This window comes from Micromonospora chalcea (assembly GCF_002926165.1).
GTDB classification, from domain to species: Bacteria; Actinomycetota; Actinomycetes; order Mycobacteriales; family Micromonosporaceae; genus Micromonospora; species Micromonospora chalcea.
The window spans coordinates 18,556-34,069 of the sequence record NZ_MAGP01000109.1; the positions used below are offsets into that span (position 1 = coordinate 18,556).

Consider the following 15,514-nt stretch of genomic DNA (forward strand, 5'->3'; position numbering starts at 1 on the left):
GCCTGCGGGTCAGTCGACCCGCAGGCGGTACCCCCGCTTGACGACCGTCTGCACCACGCGGGGCGCCTTCAGGCCGACCCGCAGCCGGGCGACGGCCATCTCCACGGCGTGCTCGTCGGCGCCGCGCGGCAGCGTACGCAGCAGCGCGGTGCGGGAGAGCACCTTGCCGGGTGACGCGGCGAGCGCCCGCAGCACGGCCATCGGGGCCGGCGCGAGCTGGCGCAGTTCCCCGTCCACCACCGCGGCGTGGCCGCGCAGCGTCAGCACGTGCCCGGCCGCCTTCACCGAGACCGTGCGCCGGGGCAGCTCCTCGACGATGGTGCGGACCAGCGCGCCCAACCGGGCCCGGCTCGGCGCGCTCACCGGCACCCCACGCCGGACCAGCGGCTCGGCGGTGACGGTGCCCACGCACCCGGCCAGCACGTCGCCGCGCAGCGCCTCCAGCACCGTCTCGGTACGGTCCCCGGCCGCCCGCAGCAGGGCCTCGGCCGCCGGAGCCGAGGTGAACGTGACCGCGTCGACGAGCCGCCCGGCGACCAGGTCGATGAGCCGGTGCAGCGGCGCCGGATCGGCCGGCGGCGCCCATCGGTAGACCGGCACCTCGATCACCGTGGCCCCGGCCGCCACCAGCGCGTCGGTGCACTCGGGTTGCCGCTCACCGTGCAGTTGCATCGCCACCACGTGGCCGGCCACGCCGCGCGCGACCAGGTGCTCCACCACCTCGTCGCAGCTCTCCGAGCCCGGCGACCAGTGCTCGCGCAGTCCGGCGGCGCGGATCGCCCCGGTCGCCTTCGGGCCCCGGGACACCACGTACGCGCGGGCGAGCGTGGCGCGCAGCGGCTCGGCCAGCCCCCAGCCCTCGGCCGCCTCCAGCCAGCCCCGCATGCCGATGCCGGTGTTGGCCATCAGCACGTCCGGCGGATGTTCCAGGCAGGCCCGGGTGGCCTCACGCAGGTCGGTGTCGTCGGCGAGCGGGACGATCCGCAGCGCCGGGGCGAGCACCACCCGCGCCCCGCGCCGCTGGAGCAGCGCGGCCAGTTCGTCGCGCCGCCGGTCCGCGGTGACCCCGATGGTGAAACCGGCCAGCTCGTCGCGCATCACTGCTCCTGCCGTAACCGCACCTCGACCTGGCCGTCCCGGCAGCGCACCCGGTGCCGCGTCAACGTCACGCCGGGCAGGTCCAGGCACCGCCCGGTGGTGAGGTCGTAGACCTGCTTGTGCAGCGGCGAGGCGAGCGTCGGCACGCCGCCCCGGCTGCCCACGAGACCGCGGGACATGACGTACGCGCCGCCGACCGGGTCGAGGTTGTCCACCGCGTACAGGCCGTGCGCGGTGCGGAACACCGCCACCTGCACGCCGTCGACGAGCGCGGCCACGCCCCGGTCGAGGTCGAGCCGGTCCAGCGGGCAGACCGGCGTCCAGTCCAGCGTGACGACGGGGCTCATCGGCGTACCTCCGGCAGTCCGAGCGCGACGGGTTGGCGGCGGTGCCCGGCGTCCCGCGCCGGCACCGGCTGGCCCCGCTCCCGGGTGAACGAGATGGACGGGTCGGGCACGCCGGGCGCGTTGACGAACGAGGTGAAGCGGCGCAGCCGGTCCGGGTCCTCCAGCACGTCGCGCCACTCGTCGGAGTAGCTCGTGACGTGCCGGGCCATCGCCGCGTCCAGGTCGGCGCAGAGGCCGAGCGAGTCGTCCACGAGCACCGACCGGAGGTGGTCCAGGCCGCCGTCCATCGCCTCGATCCAGGCGGCGGTGCGCTGCAACCGGTCGGCGGTGCGGATGTAGTACATGAGGAACCTGTCGATCAGCGTGACCAGCTCGGCGGTGCTCAGGTCGGTGGCGAACAGGTCGGCGTGCCGGGGCCGGAAGCCGCCGTTGCCGCCGACGTACAGGTTCCAGCCGCCCTCGGTGGCGATGACGCCGAAGTCCTTGCTGCGGGCCTCGGCGCACTCGCGGGCGCAGCCGGAGACGGCGGACTTGAGCTTGTGCGGCGCGCGCAGCCCCCGGTAGCGCAGCTCCAGCGCGACGGCGAGCCCGACCGAGTCCTGCACGCCGTAGCGGCACCAGGTGTCGCCGACGCAGGACTTCACGGTACGCAGCGCCTTGCCGTAGGCGTGGCCCGACTCGAAGCCCGCGTCGACGAGCCGGCGCCAGATCTGCGGCAACTGGTCGACCCGCGCGCCGAACAGGTCGATCCGCTGCCCGCCGGTGATCTTCGTGTAGAGCTGGAAGTCGCGGGCCACCTCGCCGATCGCGATGAGCTTCTCCGGGGTGATCTCCCCGCCGGGGATCCGGGGCACCACCGAGTAGCTGCCGTCGCGTTGCAGGTTGGCCAGGAAGTGGTCGTTCGTGTCCTGCAGCGACGCCGCCTCGCCGTCGAGCACGTGACCGGTGCCGAGCGAGGCCAGGATGGAGGCCACCACCGGCTTGCAGATGTCGCAGCCGCTCCCGCGCCCGTGCTCGGCGACGAGCCGGGAGAACGTGCGGATGCCCCGCACCCGGATCAGGTCGAACAGCTCCTGCCGGCTGTGGTCGAAGTGCTCGCACAACGCCGTCGACTGGCGTACCCCGGCGGCGTCCAGCAGCTGCTTGAGCATCGGCACGCAGGAGCCGCAGCTCGTACCGGCCCGGGTGCACGCCTTCAGCGCCGGCACGTCGGCCGCGCCGCCGGCGATGGCCGCGTCCAGGTCGGCCCGGGTCACCGCGTTGCAGGAGCAGACCTGCGCGCCGGCCGGCAACGCGCCCGCACCGGCGCCCGCGCCGCCGGCCGGCGCCAGCAGGGCCAGCGGGGGAGCGGGCAGCGGCCCGCCGACACTGGCCCGCAACGCCGGATACGCGCTCGCGTCGCCGACCAGCACGCCGCCGAGCAGTGTCCGCGCGTCGTCGGAGAGGACCAGCTTCGCGTACGAGCGGGTGGCCGGGTCGGTGTACGTCACGTCGAGGCAGCCCGGGGTGACGCCGTGCGCGTCACCGAACGAGGCCACGTCCACGCCGAGCAGCTTGAGTTTCGTCGCGGTGTCCGCGCCGGGGAACGTCGCCGCGCCGCCGAGCAGCCGGTCCGCCACCACCTCGGCGGTGGCGTACCCGGGCGCGACCAGTCCGTGGCAGACGCCGTCCACCGCCGCGCACTCGCCGACCGCCCAGATCCGCTCGTCGGCGGTCCGGCAGGCCGCGTCCACCAGCACGCCGCCGCGCGGGCCCAGCGGCAGCCCGGCCGCGCGGGCCAGCTCGTCGCGCGGCCGGATCCCGGCGGCGACCACCACCAGCTCCGCGTCGAGCGTGCGCCCGTCGGCCAGGTCGAGCGCGGCCACAGTGCCGTCCGGCCCGGGACGCAGCGCCGTGGTGGCCACCCCGAGGTACGGCGTGACGCCCAGCTCCTCGACGTACCGCCGGAGCATCGCGCCGCCCGCCTCGTCCACCTGCACCGGCATCAGCCGGGGCGCGAACTCGACCACGCTGGTGGCGAGCCCGAGCAGCCGCAGCGCGTTCGCCGCCTCCAGCCCGAGCAGCCCGCCACCGATCACCGCACCGGTGCGGCGGCCCCGGGCGTGCTCCCGGATCGCGGTCAGGTCGTCCAGCGTCCGGTAGACGAAGACGCCTGGCAGATCGGTGCCGTCGACCGGCGGCACGAACGCGTACGAGCCGGTGGCGAGCACCAGCGCGTCGTACGGGTACTCGCCGGCCGCCGTGGTCACCACCCGCCGTGCCCGGTCGACGCCGGTGGCCGGTTCGCCCAGGCGCAGGTCCACTCCGGCGTCGGGGGTGTGCACCGTCAGCTCGTCGGCGTCCACCCCGTCGAAGACGGCCGAGAGCCGCACCCGGTCGTACGCCGGACGCCGTTCCTCGGCGAGCACCGTGACCCGCCACCGCCCGTCGGTGTCCCGGGCCCGCAGCGCCTCGACGAAGCGCTGCCCGACCATGCCGTTCCCGACGACAATCAGCTCACTCATGACGCCACCTCCACCGTCTCGCGTACCGCGTCGGTCGCCTGCGGGTCGGCCTCGGCGAGCCAGGCGGCGACGCCGGCCACCGCGTCCCGGCAACTGCCGCAGCCGGTGCCGGCCCGGGTCGACGCGGACAGCGCCGCCGCCGTCCGGGCGCCCGCCCGCCAGCACGCCACCAGCGCGCCCTTGCTCACGTCGTTGCACCGGCACACGGTCGCGGCGTCCGGCATCAGCGCCGGGGACGCGGCCGGCCCGGCCGGCGCCTCGCCGAACGCGCGGCCGAGCAGCAGCGAACGCCGGTCCGCCGGCACCGGCGCGCCCCTGTCGAACAGCTGCACCACAGTGCCGACCGCCGGGTTGTCGCCGAGCAGGATCGCGCCGGTCAGCCGCTCGTCCCGGATGCGCAGCCGGGCGTACGTGCCCCGGGCCGGGTCGGCGAAGGTCAGCTCCTCGACCGGCCCGCCCGCGTCGCCGGTTCCGGCCACGTCGCCCATCGCGGCCAGATCGATGCCGGCTGCCTTGAGCCGGGTCACCGCCGGGCGGGGCCGGTAGCGGGCCAGCGGGTCCGCGCCGGTCAGCACGTCGGCCACCACCCGGGCCTGCGCCCAGGCCGGCGCGACAAGCCCGGTCAGCGTGCCGTCGTGCTGCGCGCAGTCGCCGATGGCGGAGATCCGCCGGTCACTGGTCCGCATCCGGTCGTCCACCACCACGCCCCGCTCGACGGCGAGTCCGGCCGCCGCGGCCAGCGCGGTGTCGGGGCGTACCCCGCAGCAGAGCACCAGCAGGTCGGCGTCGAGCGTCCCGGCGTCGCCCAGGTGCAGGCGGACGCCGTCGGCGTCGGCGTTGACGGCCGTGGCCGCCGCGCCGAGCCGGGACCGGACGCCCAGGCCGGCGAGCGTGCCCGCGAGGACCGCGCCGGCCGGTGGGTCGAGCTGACGTTCCATCAGGTGCCCGACCGGGTGGACCACTGTCACGTCGAGACCCCGCGCGGCCAGCCCGCGGGCCGCCTCCAGGCCCAGCAGCCCGCCGCCGAGCACGACGACGCGGCGCGCGCCCTCGGCGGCGGCGAGGATCCGCCGGCAGTCGCCGAGCGTGCGGAACGGGACGACCCGCTCGGGCATCGGCGCGAGGCCCGGCAGCGGCGGCACCACGGCCCGGCTGCCGGTGGCGAGCACCAGGTGGTCGTACCCGTGTCGCTCGCCGTCGTCGGTGACCACCTCGCCGGCGGCGCGGTCCACGACGGTGACCGCCGCGCCGGTGTGCACCTCGACGCCCGGCCCCACCGCTTCGACCAGCTCCACGTCCGGCTCGCCGATGCGTCCGGCGAGCAGCGTGGAGAGCATGATCCGGTTGTACGCGCGGTGCGGCTCCGCCCCGAGCACGGTGATCCGCCGGTCCCCGCCGCGTGCGTGCAGCTCGGCGGCGAGCCGGGCGCCGGCCATGCCGTGGCCGACGACGACGATGCGCTCGTTCATGCCGGCTCCACCCGGACCGCGCAGATCTTGAACTCGGGCATCCCGGAGACCGGGTCGAGCGCGTCGTTGGTGACCGAGTTGGCGCGTTGCGCGCCGGGCCAGTGGAACGGGGCGAAGACGGTGTCCGGCCGGATCGCGGTGCTGAGCCGGGCCGGAGCCCGTAGCTCGCCCCGGCGGGAGACCACACGTACCGGCGCTCCCTCGGTCACGCCGAGCCGTGCCGCCAGGTCCGGGTGCAGCTCGACGAAGCCGCCCGGCGCGGCCCGGCGCAACGCGGCGACCCGCCGGGTCTGCGCGCCGGACTGGTACTGCGCGAGCACCCGGCCGGTGGTGAAGTGCAGCGGATAGTCGGCGCACACCGACTCGGCGGCCGGCCGGTGGGTCACGGCGTGGAACCGGGCCCGGCCGTCCGGGGTGGGGAAGCGGTCGGCGAACAGCCGGGGGGTGTCCGGGCCGTCCCGGTCCGGGCAGGGCCAGAACACGCCGGTGTCGGCGTCGATCCGGTCCCAGGTGATCCCGGCGTAGTCGGCGGGCCCGCCGGCCGAGGCCCGGCCCAGCTCCGCGAACACCTCGCGCGGGTCGCTCGGCAGTGGCGCGCCGTCGGTCAGCCGCCCGGCGAGCGCGGCGAGGATCTCCAGCTCGGTACGGACCCCGGCCGGTGGCTCACGCAGCGCCCGGCGGCGCAGCACCCGGCCCTCCAGATTGGTCATCGTGCCGTCCTCCTCGGCCCACTGGGCGACCGGCAGCACCACGTCGGCCAGCTCGGCCGTCTCGGAGCGGACGAAGTCCGCCACCACGAGCAGGTCCAGGGCGCGCAGCCGGGACTCGACCCGCGCGGCGCGGGGCGCGGACACGACCGGGTTGGAGCCGAACACCAGCAGCGCCCGCGCGCCCGACGGCGTGCCCAGCGCGTCCAGGAGCTGGTACGCCGGCACCCCCGGCCCGGGCAGCGAGTCCGGGTCGACGCCCCACACCCCGGCGACGTGCGCGCGGGCCGCCGGGTCGTCGATACGCCGGTAGCCGGGGAGCTGGTCGGCCTTCTGCCCGTGTTCCCGGCCGCCCTGCCCGTTGCCCTGCCCGGTCAGGCAGCCGTAGCCGGAACCGGGGCGGCCGGGCAGGCCCAGGGCGAGCGCCAGGTTGATGAGGGCGGTGACCGTGTCCACGCCCTTGGCGTGTTGCTCGGCGCCCCGCGCGGTGAGAATGATCGCCCGGTCCACTGTGGCCAGCGCGCGGGCGGTCGCGTGCAGGTCGGCCACCGGCACGCCGGAGAGCCGCTCCACCTCCGCCGGCCAGTAGCCGGCCACCGTCCGCCGGACCTCGTCGAAGCCGGTGGTCCGCTCCGCCACGTACGCCCGGTCCAGCCAGCCCTCGGTGAGCGCGATGTGCAGCAGCGCGTTCGCCACCGCGAGGTCGGTGCCGGGCAGCGGTTGCAGGTGCAGGTCGGCCTGGCGGGCGGTAGCGGTGGCGCGCGGGTCGACCACGATCAGCTGGCCGCCGCGTTCCCGCAGGTCGGTGACGTGCCGCATCAGCGGCGGCATGGTCTCGGCCGGGTTCGCGCCGACCAGCAGCGCCGCGGCCGCGCGGCCGAGGTCCGCCAGCGGGAACGGCAACCCCCTGTCGATCCCGAACGCCCGGTTGCCGGCCGCGGCGGCCGAGGACATGCACCAGCGTCCGTTGTAGTCGATGTGCCGGGTCCGCAGCGTCACCCGGGCGAAGCGGCCCAGCGCGTACGCCTTCTCGTTGGTGAGGCCGCCACCGCCGAAGACCGCTACCGCGTCCGGCCCGTGGCGCTGCTGCACGTCCCGCACCCCGGCGGCGATCCGGTCGAGCGCCTCGTCCCAGGTCGCCGGGCGCAGCTCGCCGCCGGGCCGGTCGCGCAGCAGCGGGGTGGTGAGCCGGTCCGGGTGGTCGAGCAGGTCGGCGGCGGTCCAGCCCTTCTGGCACAGCCCGCCCCGGTTGGTCGGGAAGTCCCGGGCGCCGACCTCGACGCCGTCGCCGGTGGCGCGCAGCACCATGCCGCACTGCAGCGCGCAGTACGGGCAGTGCGTGGCGGCCTGCGCGGGGCCTGAACCCGTTCGCGTCGCCGTGCGTGCACCGTCTGTCATGTCGGAAAAGCGTGCCGTCGGGCGGTTTCCGGTCCGGGTCTGCTCTGTTTCGGTCCTGTCACGAGCGCTTCACACCGCACGTAGGTGACGTCGTCCCCGGCGGGGTTTACAATGTGGGAAAGTTGTCTCAAATAACGGGAGGCTCTGATGGGCGTGGCGGACGCGTTCGACGCGGTGGCCGGCAGCTACGACCAGGCCCGACGCCGCCTGGTGCCCTGCTTCGACGCCTTCTACGGCACCGCCGTCGAGGTGGCCGCGCCGCCGCTGCGTGCCGCGCTCGCCGCCGGGCGTACCCCCGAGGTGCTGGACCTGGGCGCGGGCACCGGCCTGCTGTCCCTGCTGCTGACCGCGGCCGTGCCCGGCGTCCGCCTGACGCTCGTGGACGGCGCCCCCGGCATGCTCGCGGTGGCCGCCGGACACCTGACAGAACGCGGCGTGGCGCACCGCACTGTGCACGCCGACCTGGCCGACCCGCTGCCCGCCGGCCGGTACGACGCGGTGGTCTCCGCGCTGGCCATCCACCACCTCGACGACGAGGGCAAACGGGCGCTGTACAAGCGGGCCGCGGGCGCGCTGGCGCCGGGCGGCGTGTTCGTCAACGCCGAGCAGGTGGCCGGGCCGACGCCGGCGCTGGACCGCCGCTACGACGAGGTGTGGACGGCGCGGATCACCGAGCTGGGCTCGGACGCCGAGGAGATCGCCGGCGCCCGGCAGCGGATGCGGCACGACCGGCCGGCCACGGTGGCAGACCAGTGCCGGTGGCTGACCGAGGCGGGTCTGGTGGACGTGGACTGCTTCTTCAAGGAATGGCGTTTCGCAGTCTTCGGCGGCCGGCGTCCCTGATCACTGTCCGTTTCCGCGATCGGCGGGAACGAGGATGACTGCTGGTCATACCGCTGGGTAGTCTTCCCGGCATGACCGCCAAGGTGACACTGTCGTTCTCCGACGAGACGATCGAGGAAGCGCGCCGGTTCGCCAAGCGGGAAGGGCTCTCCCTCTCCGCCTGGATGGACCAGGCCGCCCGGGAGAAGGCGCTGCGCGAGGTCTTCACCGCGCACGCCGACGCGGTCGGCCGTGCCGGCCTGGACCTGGAAGCCGCCGCCCTGGCCGACGCCCAGGAGGCCGCGCTCGTCGACGACGCCCTGTTCGGCGGGCGTCCGCGTGCTGCGTAGGGGCGAGGTCTGGCGCATCTCCGGCGCCCGGGAACGGTTCGGTCTGGTGATCAGCTCCGACGTCTACAACGCCACTGCGGTACCCATCGTGATCGTGGCCGAGGTGGTCGAGGAGTCGCTACTGCGCGACTCGCCGCTGGCCGTGCCGATGGGCCCGTACGTGGTGATGCCCGACCGGATCTCCGCACCGATGAAGAAGTGGTTCGCCGAGTGCGTGGACGTGGCCGACACCGAGACCATGCAGCGGGTCGGCCGGGCCCTGCGGATCCTCCAGGAGCTGTGACCGCCTCACCGGCGCCCTCCGGCGGACGTGCGATCTCCGTTGCCGCGCCGACGCGCGCGGGGTACGCCGGGGAAACCACCGGCTGAGAGCGTCCCCTCGTCATCGACGAGGAGGAGTCGCCGTGAGCACGCTCGTTTCCGCACCGACCCGGCCGCCGGCCCGCGCCGCCGGACGGCTCACCGAATGGCGGCCGGAGGACCCGGCGTTCTGGGCCGCCGGGGGCGCCCGGGTCGCCCGGCGCAACCTGTACGTCTCGATCTTCGCCGAGCACGTCGGCTTTTCCGTGTGGAGCCTCTGGTCGGTGACCGTGTTGTTCCTGGGTCCCGAGTACGGCATCGACCCGGCCGGGAAGTTCCTGCTCACCGCCGTACCGGCCGCGCTGGGGGCGGTGCTGCGGCTGCCGTACACGCTGGCGGTGGCCCGCTTCGGCGGCCGGAACTGGACCATCGTGAGCGCGTTGCTGCTGCTCGTGCCGGCGGTGCCGATGGCGGTGCTGATCGAGCCCGGGGTGTCGTACGCCACGCTGATGGTGCTGGCCTGCCTGTCCGGCGTCGGCGGCGGCAACTTCGCCTCCTCGATGGCGAACATCAACCTGTTCTTCCCGGAGCGGCTCAAGGGCCGGGCGCTGGGGCTCAACGCCGGTGGCGGCAACCTGGGCGTACCTGCCGTGCAACTGGTGGGGCTGGCGGTGCTGGCGACGGCCGGCGCCGCGTACCCCCGGCTGGTGCCGGCGGTCTACCTGCCGCTGATCGTGCTGGCCGCGCTGGCCGCGGCCCGCTGGCTGGACAACGTTCCGGGGGCGCGCAACGAGCCGGGCGCGCTGCGCGCGGCGGCCCGCGATCCGCACACCTGGGTGATGGCGCTGCTCTACGTGGGCACGTTCGGCTCGTTCATCGGCTTCGGGTTCGCCTTCGGCCAGGTGCTCCAACTCCAGTTCCACGAGCGGTTCCCGACGCCCGTCGACGCCGCCTGGCTGACCTTTCTCGGGCCGCTGATCGGGTCGCTCATCCGGCCGGTGGGCGGCCAGCTCGCCGACCGGCTGGGCGGGGCCCGGGTCACGTTCTGGAACTTCGTGGCCATGGCCGCCGGCGCCGGGCTGGTGCTGTACGCGGCCCGGGAGCGCTCGTTCCCGCTCTACCTGGCCGGCTTCCTGGCGCTGTTCGTCTTCTCCGGCATCGGCAACGGCTCGACGTACAAGATGATCCCGGCGATCTTCCGGGCCCGGGCCGTCGGGGAGAGCGAGCTGACCGGCGACCCGGAGGCGGCGCAGCGGCGGGCCCGGCGCCTGTCCGGGGCGGTGATCGGCATCGCCGGGGCGGTCGGAGCCTCGGGCGGGGTGCTGGTGAACGTGGCGTTCCGGCAGTCGTTCCTGACCTCCGGCACGGCTGACGCCGCCTACCTGGCATTCATCGCCTGGTACGCGCTCTGCTTCCTGGTGACCTGGGTGGTCTACCTGCGTCCCGGGCCGCGTACGCTGGTCGGCGTGTGAGCTGCGCCATGGCGAACGCGCAGGCCACGCGGGGTACTACCCCGTTTTGACCTGCCGCCGGGCGGCCGGGTATCGTTGCCTGCTGTTGTACGACATTCTTAGGCGTGCCGCATCAGGTACGCTTGGTCGTTCGTGCGCGCTGGTCCGGCTGGGTATTCCCGGTCACCTCGGCGCGCGACCCCAGACCGACGACGAGACAAGGTAGACCTGTGCGTACGTACAGCCCGAAGCCGGGTGAGATCGAGCGTCAGTGGCACGTCATCGACGCCTCTGATGTCGTGCTGGGCCGCCTGGCGACCCACGCCGCCACGCTCCTGCGTGGCAAGCACAAGCCGACTTTCGCGCCGCACGTCGACACGGGCGACTTCGTCGTCATCGTGAACGCGGGCAAGGTCGCGCTGACCGGCAACAAGCGCCAGACCAAGGTCGCTTACCGCCACTCCGGTTACCCGGGTGGTCTGAAGCGGGTCGGCTACGACGAGCTGCTCACCAAGCGGCCCGAGCGGGCCATCGAGCTGGCCGTGAAGGGCATGCTCCCGCACAACAAGCTGGGCCGTCAGCTTCTGAAGAAGCTGAAGGTCTACGCCGGTGCCGAGCACCCGCACACCGCGCAGCAGCCGGTGCCGTTCGAGATCAAGCAGATCGCGCAGTGAGCGCGGGCGAAGGAAGCAGCATGACCGACATCACCGCCACCGAGGTCGCCCCCGAGGCCACCGAGGCGCCGGCGCCCGTCGCGCGCGCGCCCCGTGGTGACCGCCCGATCCAGACCGTGGGTCGGCGCAAGGAAGCCATCGTCCGGGTCCGGATCGTCCCGGGCAGCGGCAAGATCACCTGCAACGGCCGCGACCTCGAGGCCTACTTCCCGAGCAAGGTGCACCAGCAGCTCATCAAGGACCCGCTGGTCACCGCCGAGAAGGCCGAGGCGTTCGACGTGATCGCCAACCTGCGTGGCGGCGGCACCACCGGCCAGGCCGGCGCGCTGCGGCTCGCCATCGCCCGGGCGCTGATCGTCAGCGAGCCCGACGACCGCCCGGCCCTGAAGAAGGCCGGCTTCCTGACCCGTGACGCCCGGGTCAAGGAGAGCAAGAAGTACGGCCTCAAGAAGGCCCGCAAGGCTCCTCAGTACTCGAAGCGCTGATCACCACAAGCGCCTTGTACTTCTGACGGACGGCCGGTCCGCTTCCCCTTCCCGGGAGGCGGACCGGCCGTTCCGCGTTTCTCTCCTCATCGGCAGTTCCACGGAGGTTGGCGGGTATGGGCCGGTTGTTCGGCACGGACGGCGTACGCGGGCGGGCGAACGCGGATCTCACCCCGGAGTTGGCGCTTGCGGTCGCGGTGGCCGCGGCCCACACGCTGGCCGAGACCGACAAGAGCCATCCGCCGCTCGCGGTGGTCGGCCGGGACACCCGGGCCAGCGGCGAGATGCTGGAGGCGGCGGTGGTCGCCGGGCTCACCAGCGCCGGCGCCAACGTGGTCCGGGTCGGCGTGCTGCCCACCCCGGCCGTGGCGTTCCTCACCGCCGAGGCCAAGGCCGACCTGGGCGTGATGCTCTCCGCCTCGCACAACCCGATGCCGGACAACGGCATCAAGCTGTTCGCCGCCGGCGGGCACAAGCTGCCCGACGAGATCGAGATGCGGATCGAGGAGGCGGTGAAGGCGAACGCCACCACCGCCTGGAAGCGCCCCACCGGCGCCGGCGTCGGCCGCGTACACGACCTGCTCGACGGCGCCGACCACTACGTGCAGCACCTGGTCGGCACCGTGCCGCACCGCCTCGACGGGATCAAGGTCGTGGTCGACTGCGCCAACGGCGCGGCGGCCGACGTCGCCCCGGTCGCCTACCGCGAGGCAGGCGCCGAGGTCATCGCCATCCACGCCGAGCCGGACGGGCTCAACATCAACGACGAGTGCGGCTCCAACCACATCGACGCGCTGCGCGCCGCAGTGGTCGAGCACGGCGCGCACCTGGGCATCGCCCACGACGGCGACGCCGACCGCTGCGTCGCGGTCACCGCCGACGGCGACGAGGTCGACGGCGACCAGGTCATGGCGATCCTCGCGCTGGCCATGCGGGACGCCGGCGAGCTGACCCAGGACACGCTGGTCGCCACCGTGATGAGCAACCTCGGTCTCCGGCTGGCCATGTCCGAGCACGGCATCCGGCTGGTCGAGACCAAGGTCGGCGACCGGTACGTGCTGGAGGAGCTGCGCGCCTCCGGCCTGGCGCTCGGTGGCGAGCAGAGCGGGCACATCGTGCTGCCCGCGTACGCGACCACCGGCGACGGCGTGCTGACCGGCCTGCACTTGATGGCGCGGATGCCCGCCACCGGCACCTCGCTGGCCGAGCTGGCCGCCGTGGTCACCAAGCTGCCCCAGGTGCTGATCAACGTGCCGGTCGGCGACCGTACCGTCGGCGCCGCCGCACCGGCCGTCCGGGCCGAGGTCGAGCGCGCCGAGGCGGAGCTGGGCGAGACCGGCCGGGTGCTGCTGCGCCCGTCGGGCACCGAACCGCTGGTGCGGGTCATGGTCGAGGCGGCCACCGAGGACACCGCGCGCGAGGTCGCCGAGCGCATCGCCGAACAGGTCCGCACCGCCAGCCCGGTCGCCTGAGCCGCGCCGCCCGCCCGCTGGGGATCTCCCTCCAGCGGGCGGTTCAGTTTCCGCGCAGACCGCGCAGCCGGGTCACCGCCTCGGCCAGCACCTCCGGCCGCTTGCAGAACGCGAACCGGACCAGCCGTCGGCCGGCCTCCACGTCGTCGTAGAACACCTGCGTCGGCACCGCCACCACGCCGCAGCGCTCCGGCAGCGCCCGGCAGAACTCCACCCCGTCCCGGCCACCGAGCGGCGTGACGTCGGCGGTGACGAAGTAGGTGCCCTCCGGCGCGAGCACGCCGAACCCGGCGTCGGCCAGCCCGGCGACGAGCTGGTCCCGGCGGCGTTGCATGTCGTCCCGGAACCCGGTGAAGTAGGCGTCCGGCAACCCGAGCGCCACCGCCACCGCCGGTTGCAGCGGCCCGGCGTTGACGAACGTGAGGAACTGCTTCACCCGCAGCACCGCCGCCACCAGCGGCGCGGGTCCGCTCACCCAGCCGACCTTCCAGCCGGTGCAGGAGAACGTCTTGCCGGCCGACGAGATGCGAAGCGTCCGCTCCCGCATGCCGGGCAGCGTGGCCAGCGGCACGTGCGGCGCGGCGGCGTCGGTGAACACCAGGTGCTCGTACACCTCGTCGGTGACCGCGTACACGTCGTGTTCCCGGCACAGCTCGGCGACCGTCGTCAGCTCGTCGGCGGTGAAGACCTTGCCGGTCGGGTTGTGCGGCGAGTTCAGCAGCACCAGCCGGGTACGCGGCCCGGACGAGGCGCGCAGCTCGTCCGGATCGAACGCGTACCTGCCGTCGGCGCCGGGCCGCAGCGTCACCGGGCGGCGCACCGCTCCGGCGAGCGCGATCGAGGCAGCGTACGAGTCGTAGTACGGCTCGAAGCAGATCACCTCGTCACCCGGCTCGCACAGCGCGAGGATGCTCGCCGCGATCGCCTCGGTCGCGCCGGCCGTCACGACGATCTCGCCGTCCGGGTCGTACTCCAGGTCCCAGAACCGTCGCTGGTGCTCGGCGACGGCGACGCGCAGCGCGGGGATGCCCGGGCCGGGCGGGTACTGGTTGTGGCCGGTACGCAGCGCCTCGGCGGCGGCGGCGAGCATCTCCGGCGGGCCGTCGGTGTCCGGGAAGCCCTGCCCGAGGTTGACCGCCCCGGTACGCACGGCCAGCGCGGACATCTCGGCGAAGACGGTGGTGCCGAACGGCCGCATCCGGGCCACCAGGGGATCGGTCGTCGTCACGGCTGCGAGCCTACGGCCCGCCACCACGGGCTCACCAGCCGAAGCAGGTCACGCCCCACCTTCCCGACTTCTGGGAGACGACCTTGCCGTCGATGGTTATCCGGCAGGTCAACCCAGCAGCGCTTCCGGGCATGGTGACGATCTGGACCCGCTCACGGTTGTTCGTGGTGAACCTCAGCCGCCAGGACGAGTCCACCAGGTTGAGCTGGTGGAAGTCGCCGTTCGCGTCGTAGTACTGCACCTCCGCGTCGCCCTCGGAGCCGGTCACCTCGTACAGCACTGTGTACTTGCCGGGGCCGCCGGACGGGGTGGTCGCCGGCCTCGCCGGGGGCGCGCTCGGGTCGTCGGTCCAGTCGCCGGGCTCGCCGTAGATCGGCTCCTCGTACCCGGTGCCGGCTGCGGTCCCGTCGTCCATGGTGCTGCCGAGGAAGGCCAGCCCGACGCAGCCGCAGACGATCAGCGCCAGGACGGTGACGATGCCGACCACCACGCCGATCGCCCAACCGCCGCCGCTGCGGCGCGGCGGCATCCCCGGGTACGCGTACGGCGGCGGGTAGGGCCCCGGCGGGTACGCGGTGGGCGGGTACGGCCCGGGCGGATACGTGCCGGGCTGGTAGGCGCTCGGCGGTGGGGACGAGCCAGGGGTGCCCGGCTGCGCCGGCCAGCCCGGTGCTCCCGGCTGGGCCGGCCACTGCGGTGCGTCCGGGTTGGCGGGCCCGCCCGGCGTCCCGGGCTGTCCCTGGTCGCCGGCGCCCGGTGAGTCGGCCGGAGCGGCCCGGCCCGGATCGCCCGCCGGCCGCCCCTCGGCGCCGCCCGCCTGACCGGGGTGACCGGCGCCGGGGGCGCTCCAGGGCGACGGTGACGACGGCGACCAGGGCTCGGGTGGCGTCCACGGCTGCGGAGCGGCCAGCGGGTCCGGCGGGGTCCAGGTGGAGGGCTGCGGGGTCACCGGCGCGGCGGTCGGGTCGACCGGTCCGGAGGTCGGCTCGGGGGTAGGGGTCGTCTCGGACATCGGCTCAGCTCACAGGGGTACGGCGCGGACGCCCGCGGAACGATGGGCCCGGGGGCGGAGCCCGGCCCCAATGTAGGCCGTGGCGGCCACCCGCGTGGACCCGGTCCGCCCGGTGCGCGGCACGTCCCGAACCGGTACGCAAACGGCAGATGAGCCCGGCTGGTGCGTTGTCCGACATAGCAACCCCGGTGTTCGGT

At 74.5% G+C, this 15,514-nt stretch carries 14 protein-coding genes; 7 read left to right on the forward strand and 7 right to left on the reverse strand.

From position 1 onward, the window contains the following. Nucleotides 1–9: 9 nt before the first annotated feature. Genes BAW75_RS13945 through BAW75_RS13965 form a run of 5 tightly spaced genes read right to left on the reverse strand, consistent with a single transcriptional unit; the run spans nt 10 to nt 7,523 of the window. Nucleotides 10–1,098 (reverse strand): uroporphyrinogen-III synthase, encoded by a 1,089-nt coding sequence (locus tag BAW75_RS13945; protein WP_064446600.1) that lies wholly within the window; start codon nt 1,096–1,098, stop codon nt 10–12. Next, the gene (gene nirD, locus BAW75_RS13950) at nt 1,098–1,445 is read right to left on the reverse strand and encodes a nitrite reductase small subunit NirD (RefSeq protein ID WP_064446599.1); all 348 of its coding nucleotides are present in this window, start codon (nt 1,443–1,445) and stop codon (nt 1,098–1,100) included. The genes BAW75_RS13945 and nirD overlap by 1 nt, the downstream gene beginning before the upstream one ends. Continuing rightward, nucleotides 1,442–3,949 carry a nitrite reductase large subunit NirB gene (gene nirB, locus BAW75_RS13955; protein ID WP_104113836.1) on the reverse strand — a complete coding sequence of 836 codons (2,508 nt, stop codon included), beginning with the start codon at nt 3,947–3,949 and terminating at the stop codon, nt 1,442–1,444. Before nirB ends, nirD begins: the two co-directional genes overlap by 4 nt. Further along, nucleotides 3,946–5,418: an FAD-dependent oxidoreductase gene (locus tag BAW75_RS13960; RefSeq protein WP_104113837.1), complete on the reverse strand. Its 1,473-nt coding sequence runs from the start codon at nt 5,416–5,418 to the stop codon at nt 3,946–3,948. The genes nirB and BAW75_RS13960 overlap by 4 nt, the downstream gene beginning before the upstream one ends. Beyond that, nucleotides 5,415–7,523 carry a molybdopterin oxidoreductase family protein gene (locus BAW75_RS13965; RefSeq protein ID WP_104113838.1) on the reverse strand — a complete coding sequence of 703 codons (2,109 nt, stop codon included), beginning with the start codon at nt 7,521–7,523 and terminating at the stop codon, nt 5,415–5,417. Before BAW75_RS13965 ends, BAW75_RS13960 begins: the two co-directional genes overlap by 4 nt. A 147-nt stretch (nt 7,524–7,670) precedes the next feature. Between BAW75_RS13965 and BAW75_RS13970 the strand changes: the two genes are divergently transcribed. From BAW75_RS13970 to glmM, 7 genes are all read left to right on the forward strand, one after another. After that, nucleotides 7,671–8,366, forward strand: coding sequence for a class I SAM-dependent methyltransferase (locus tag BAW75_RS13970; RefSeq protein ID WP_104113839.1), 696 nt, complete (start codon nt 7,671–7,673; stop codon nt 8,364–8,366). 71 nt (nt 8,367–8,437) lie between these two features. Then, complete coding sequence (locus BAW75_RS13975; RefSeq protein ID WP_030501570.1) at nt 8,438–8,695, forward strand: DUF6364 family protein; 258 nt, start codon at nt 8,438–8,440, stop codon at nt 8,693–8,695. After that, complete coding sequence (locus BAW75_RS13980; RefSeq protein WP_043328292.1) at nt 8,685–8,978, forward strand: type II toxin-antitoxin system PemK/MazF family toxin; 294 nt, start codon at nt 8,685–8,687, stop codon at nt 8,976–8,978. Before BAW75_RS13975 ends, BAW75_RS13980 begins: the two co-directional genes overlap by 11 nt. A 121-nt stretch (nt 8,979–9,099) precedes the next feature. Further along, on the forward strand, nt 9,100–10,467 hold the full coding sequence (locus BAW75_RS13985) for an MFS transporter (RefSeq protein WP_104113840.1): 1,368 nt from the start codon (nt 9,100–9,102) through the stop codon (nt 10,465–10,467). A 209-nt stretch (nt 10,468–10,676) separates the two neighbouring features. Further along, on the forward strand, nt 10,677–11,120 hold the full coding sequence (gene rplM / locus BAW75_RS13990) for a 50S ribosomal protein L13 (RefSeq protein ID WP_013288574.1): 444 nt from the start codon (nt 10,677–10,679) through the stop codon (nt 11,118–11,120). Nucleotides 11,121–11,140: 20 nt separating this feature from the next. After that, nucleotides 11,141–11,605 (forward strand): 30S ribosomal protein S9, encoded by a 465-nt coding sequence (rpsI, locus tag BAW75_RS13995; RefSeq protein WP_030501567.1) that lies wholly within the window; start codon nt 11,141–11,143, stop codon nt 11,603–11,605. A gap of 116 nt (nt 11,606–11,721) precedes the next feature. Further along, nucleotides 11,722–13,077: a phosphoglucosamine mutase gene (gene glmM, locus BAW75_RS14000; protein WP_104113841.1), complete on the forward strand. Its 1,356-nt coding sequence runs from the start codon at nt 11,722–11,724 to the stop codon at nt 13,075–13,077. Nucleotides 13,078–13,120: 43 nt separating this feature from the next. Here the strand turns inward: glmM and BAW75_RS14005 are convergent, their stop codons facing one another. Beyond that, complete coding sequence (locus tag BAW75_RS14005; protein ID WP_104113842.1) at nt 13,121–14,305, reverse strand: pyridoxal phosphate-dependent aminotransferase; 1,185 nt, start codon at nt 14,303–14,305, stop codon at nt 13,121–13,123. Nucleotides 14,306–14,336: 31 nt separating this feature from the next. Next, entirely contained in the window at nt 14,337–15,317 is a 981-nt protein-coding gene (locus BAW75_RS14010; protein WP_104113843.1) for an MmpS family transport accessory protein, read from the reverse strand. Nucleotides 15,318–15,514: the final 197 nt, after the last annotated feature.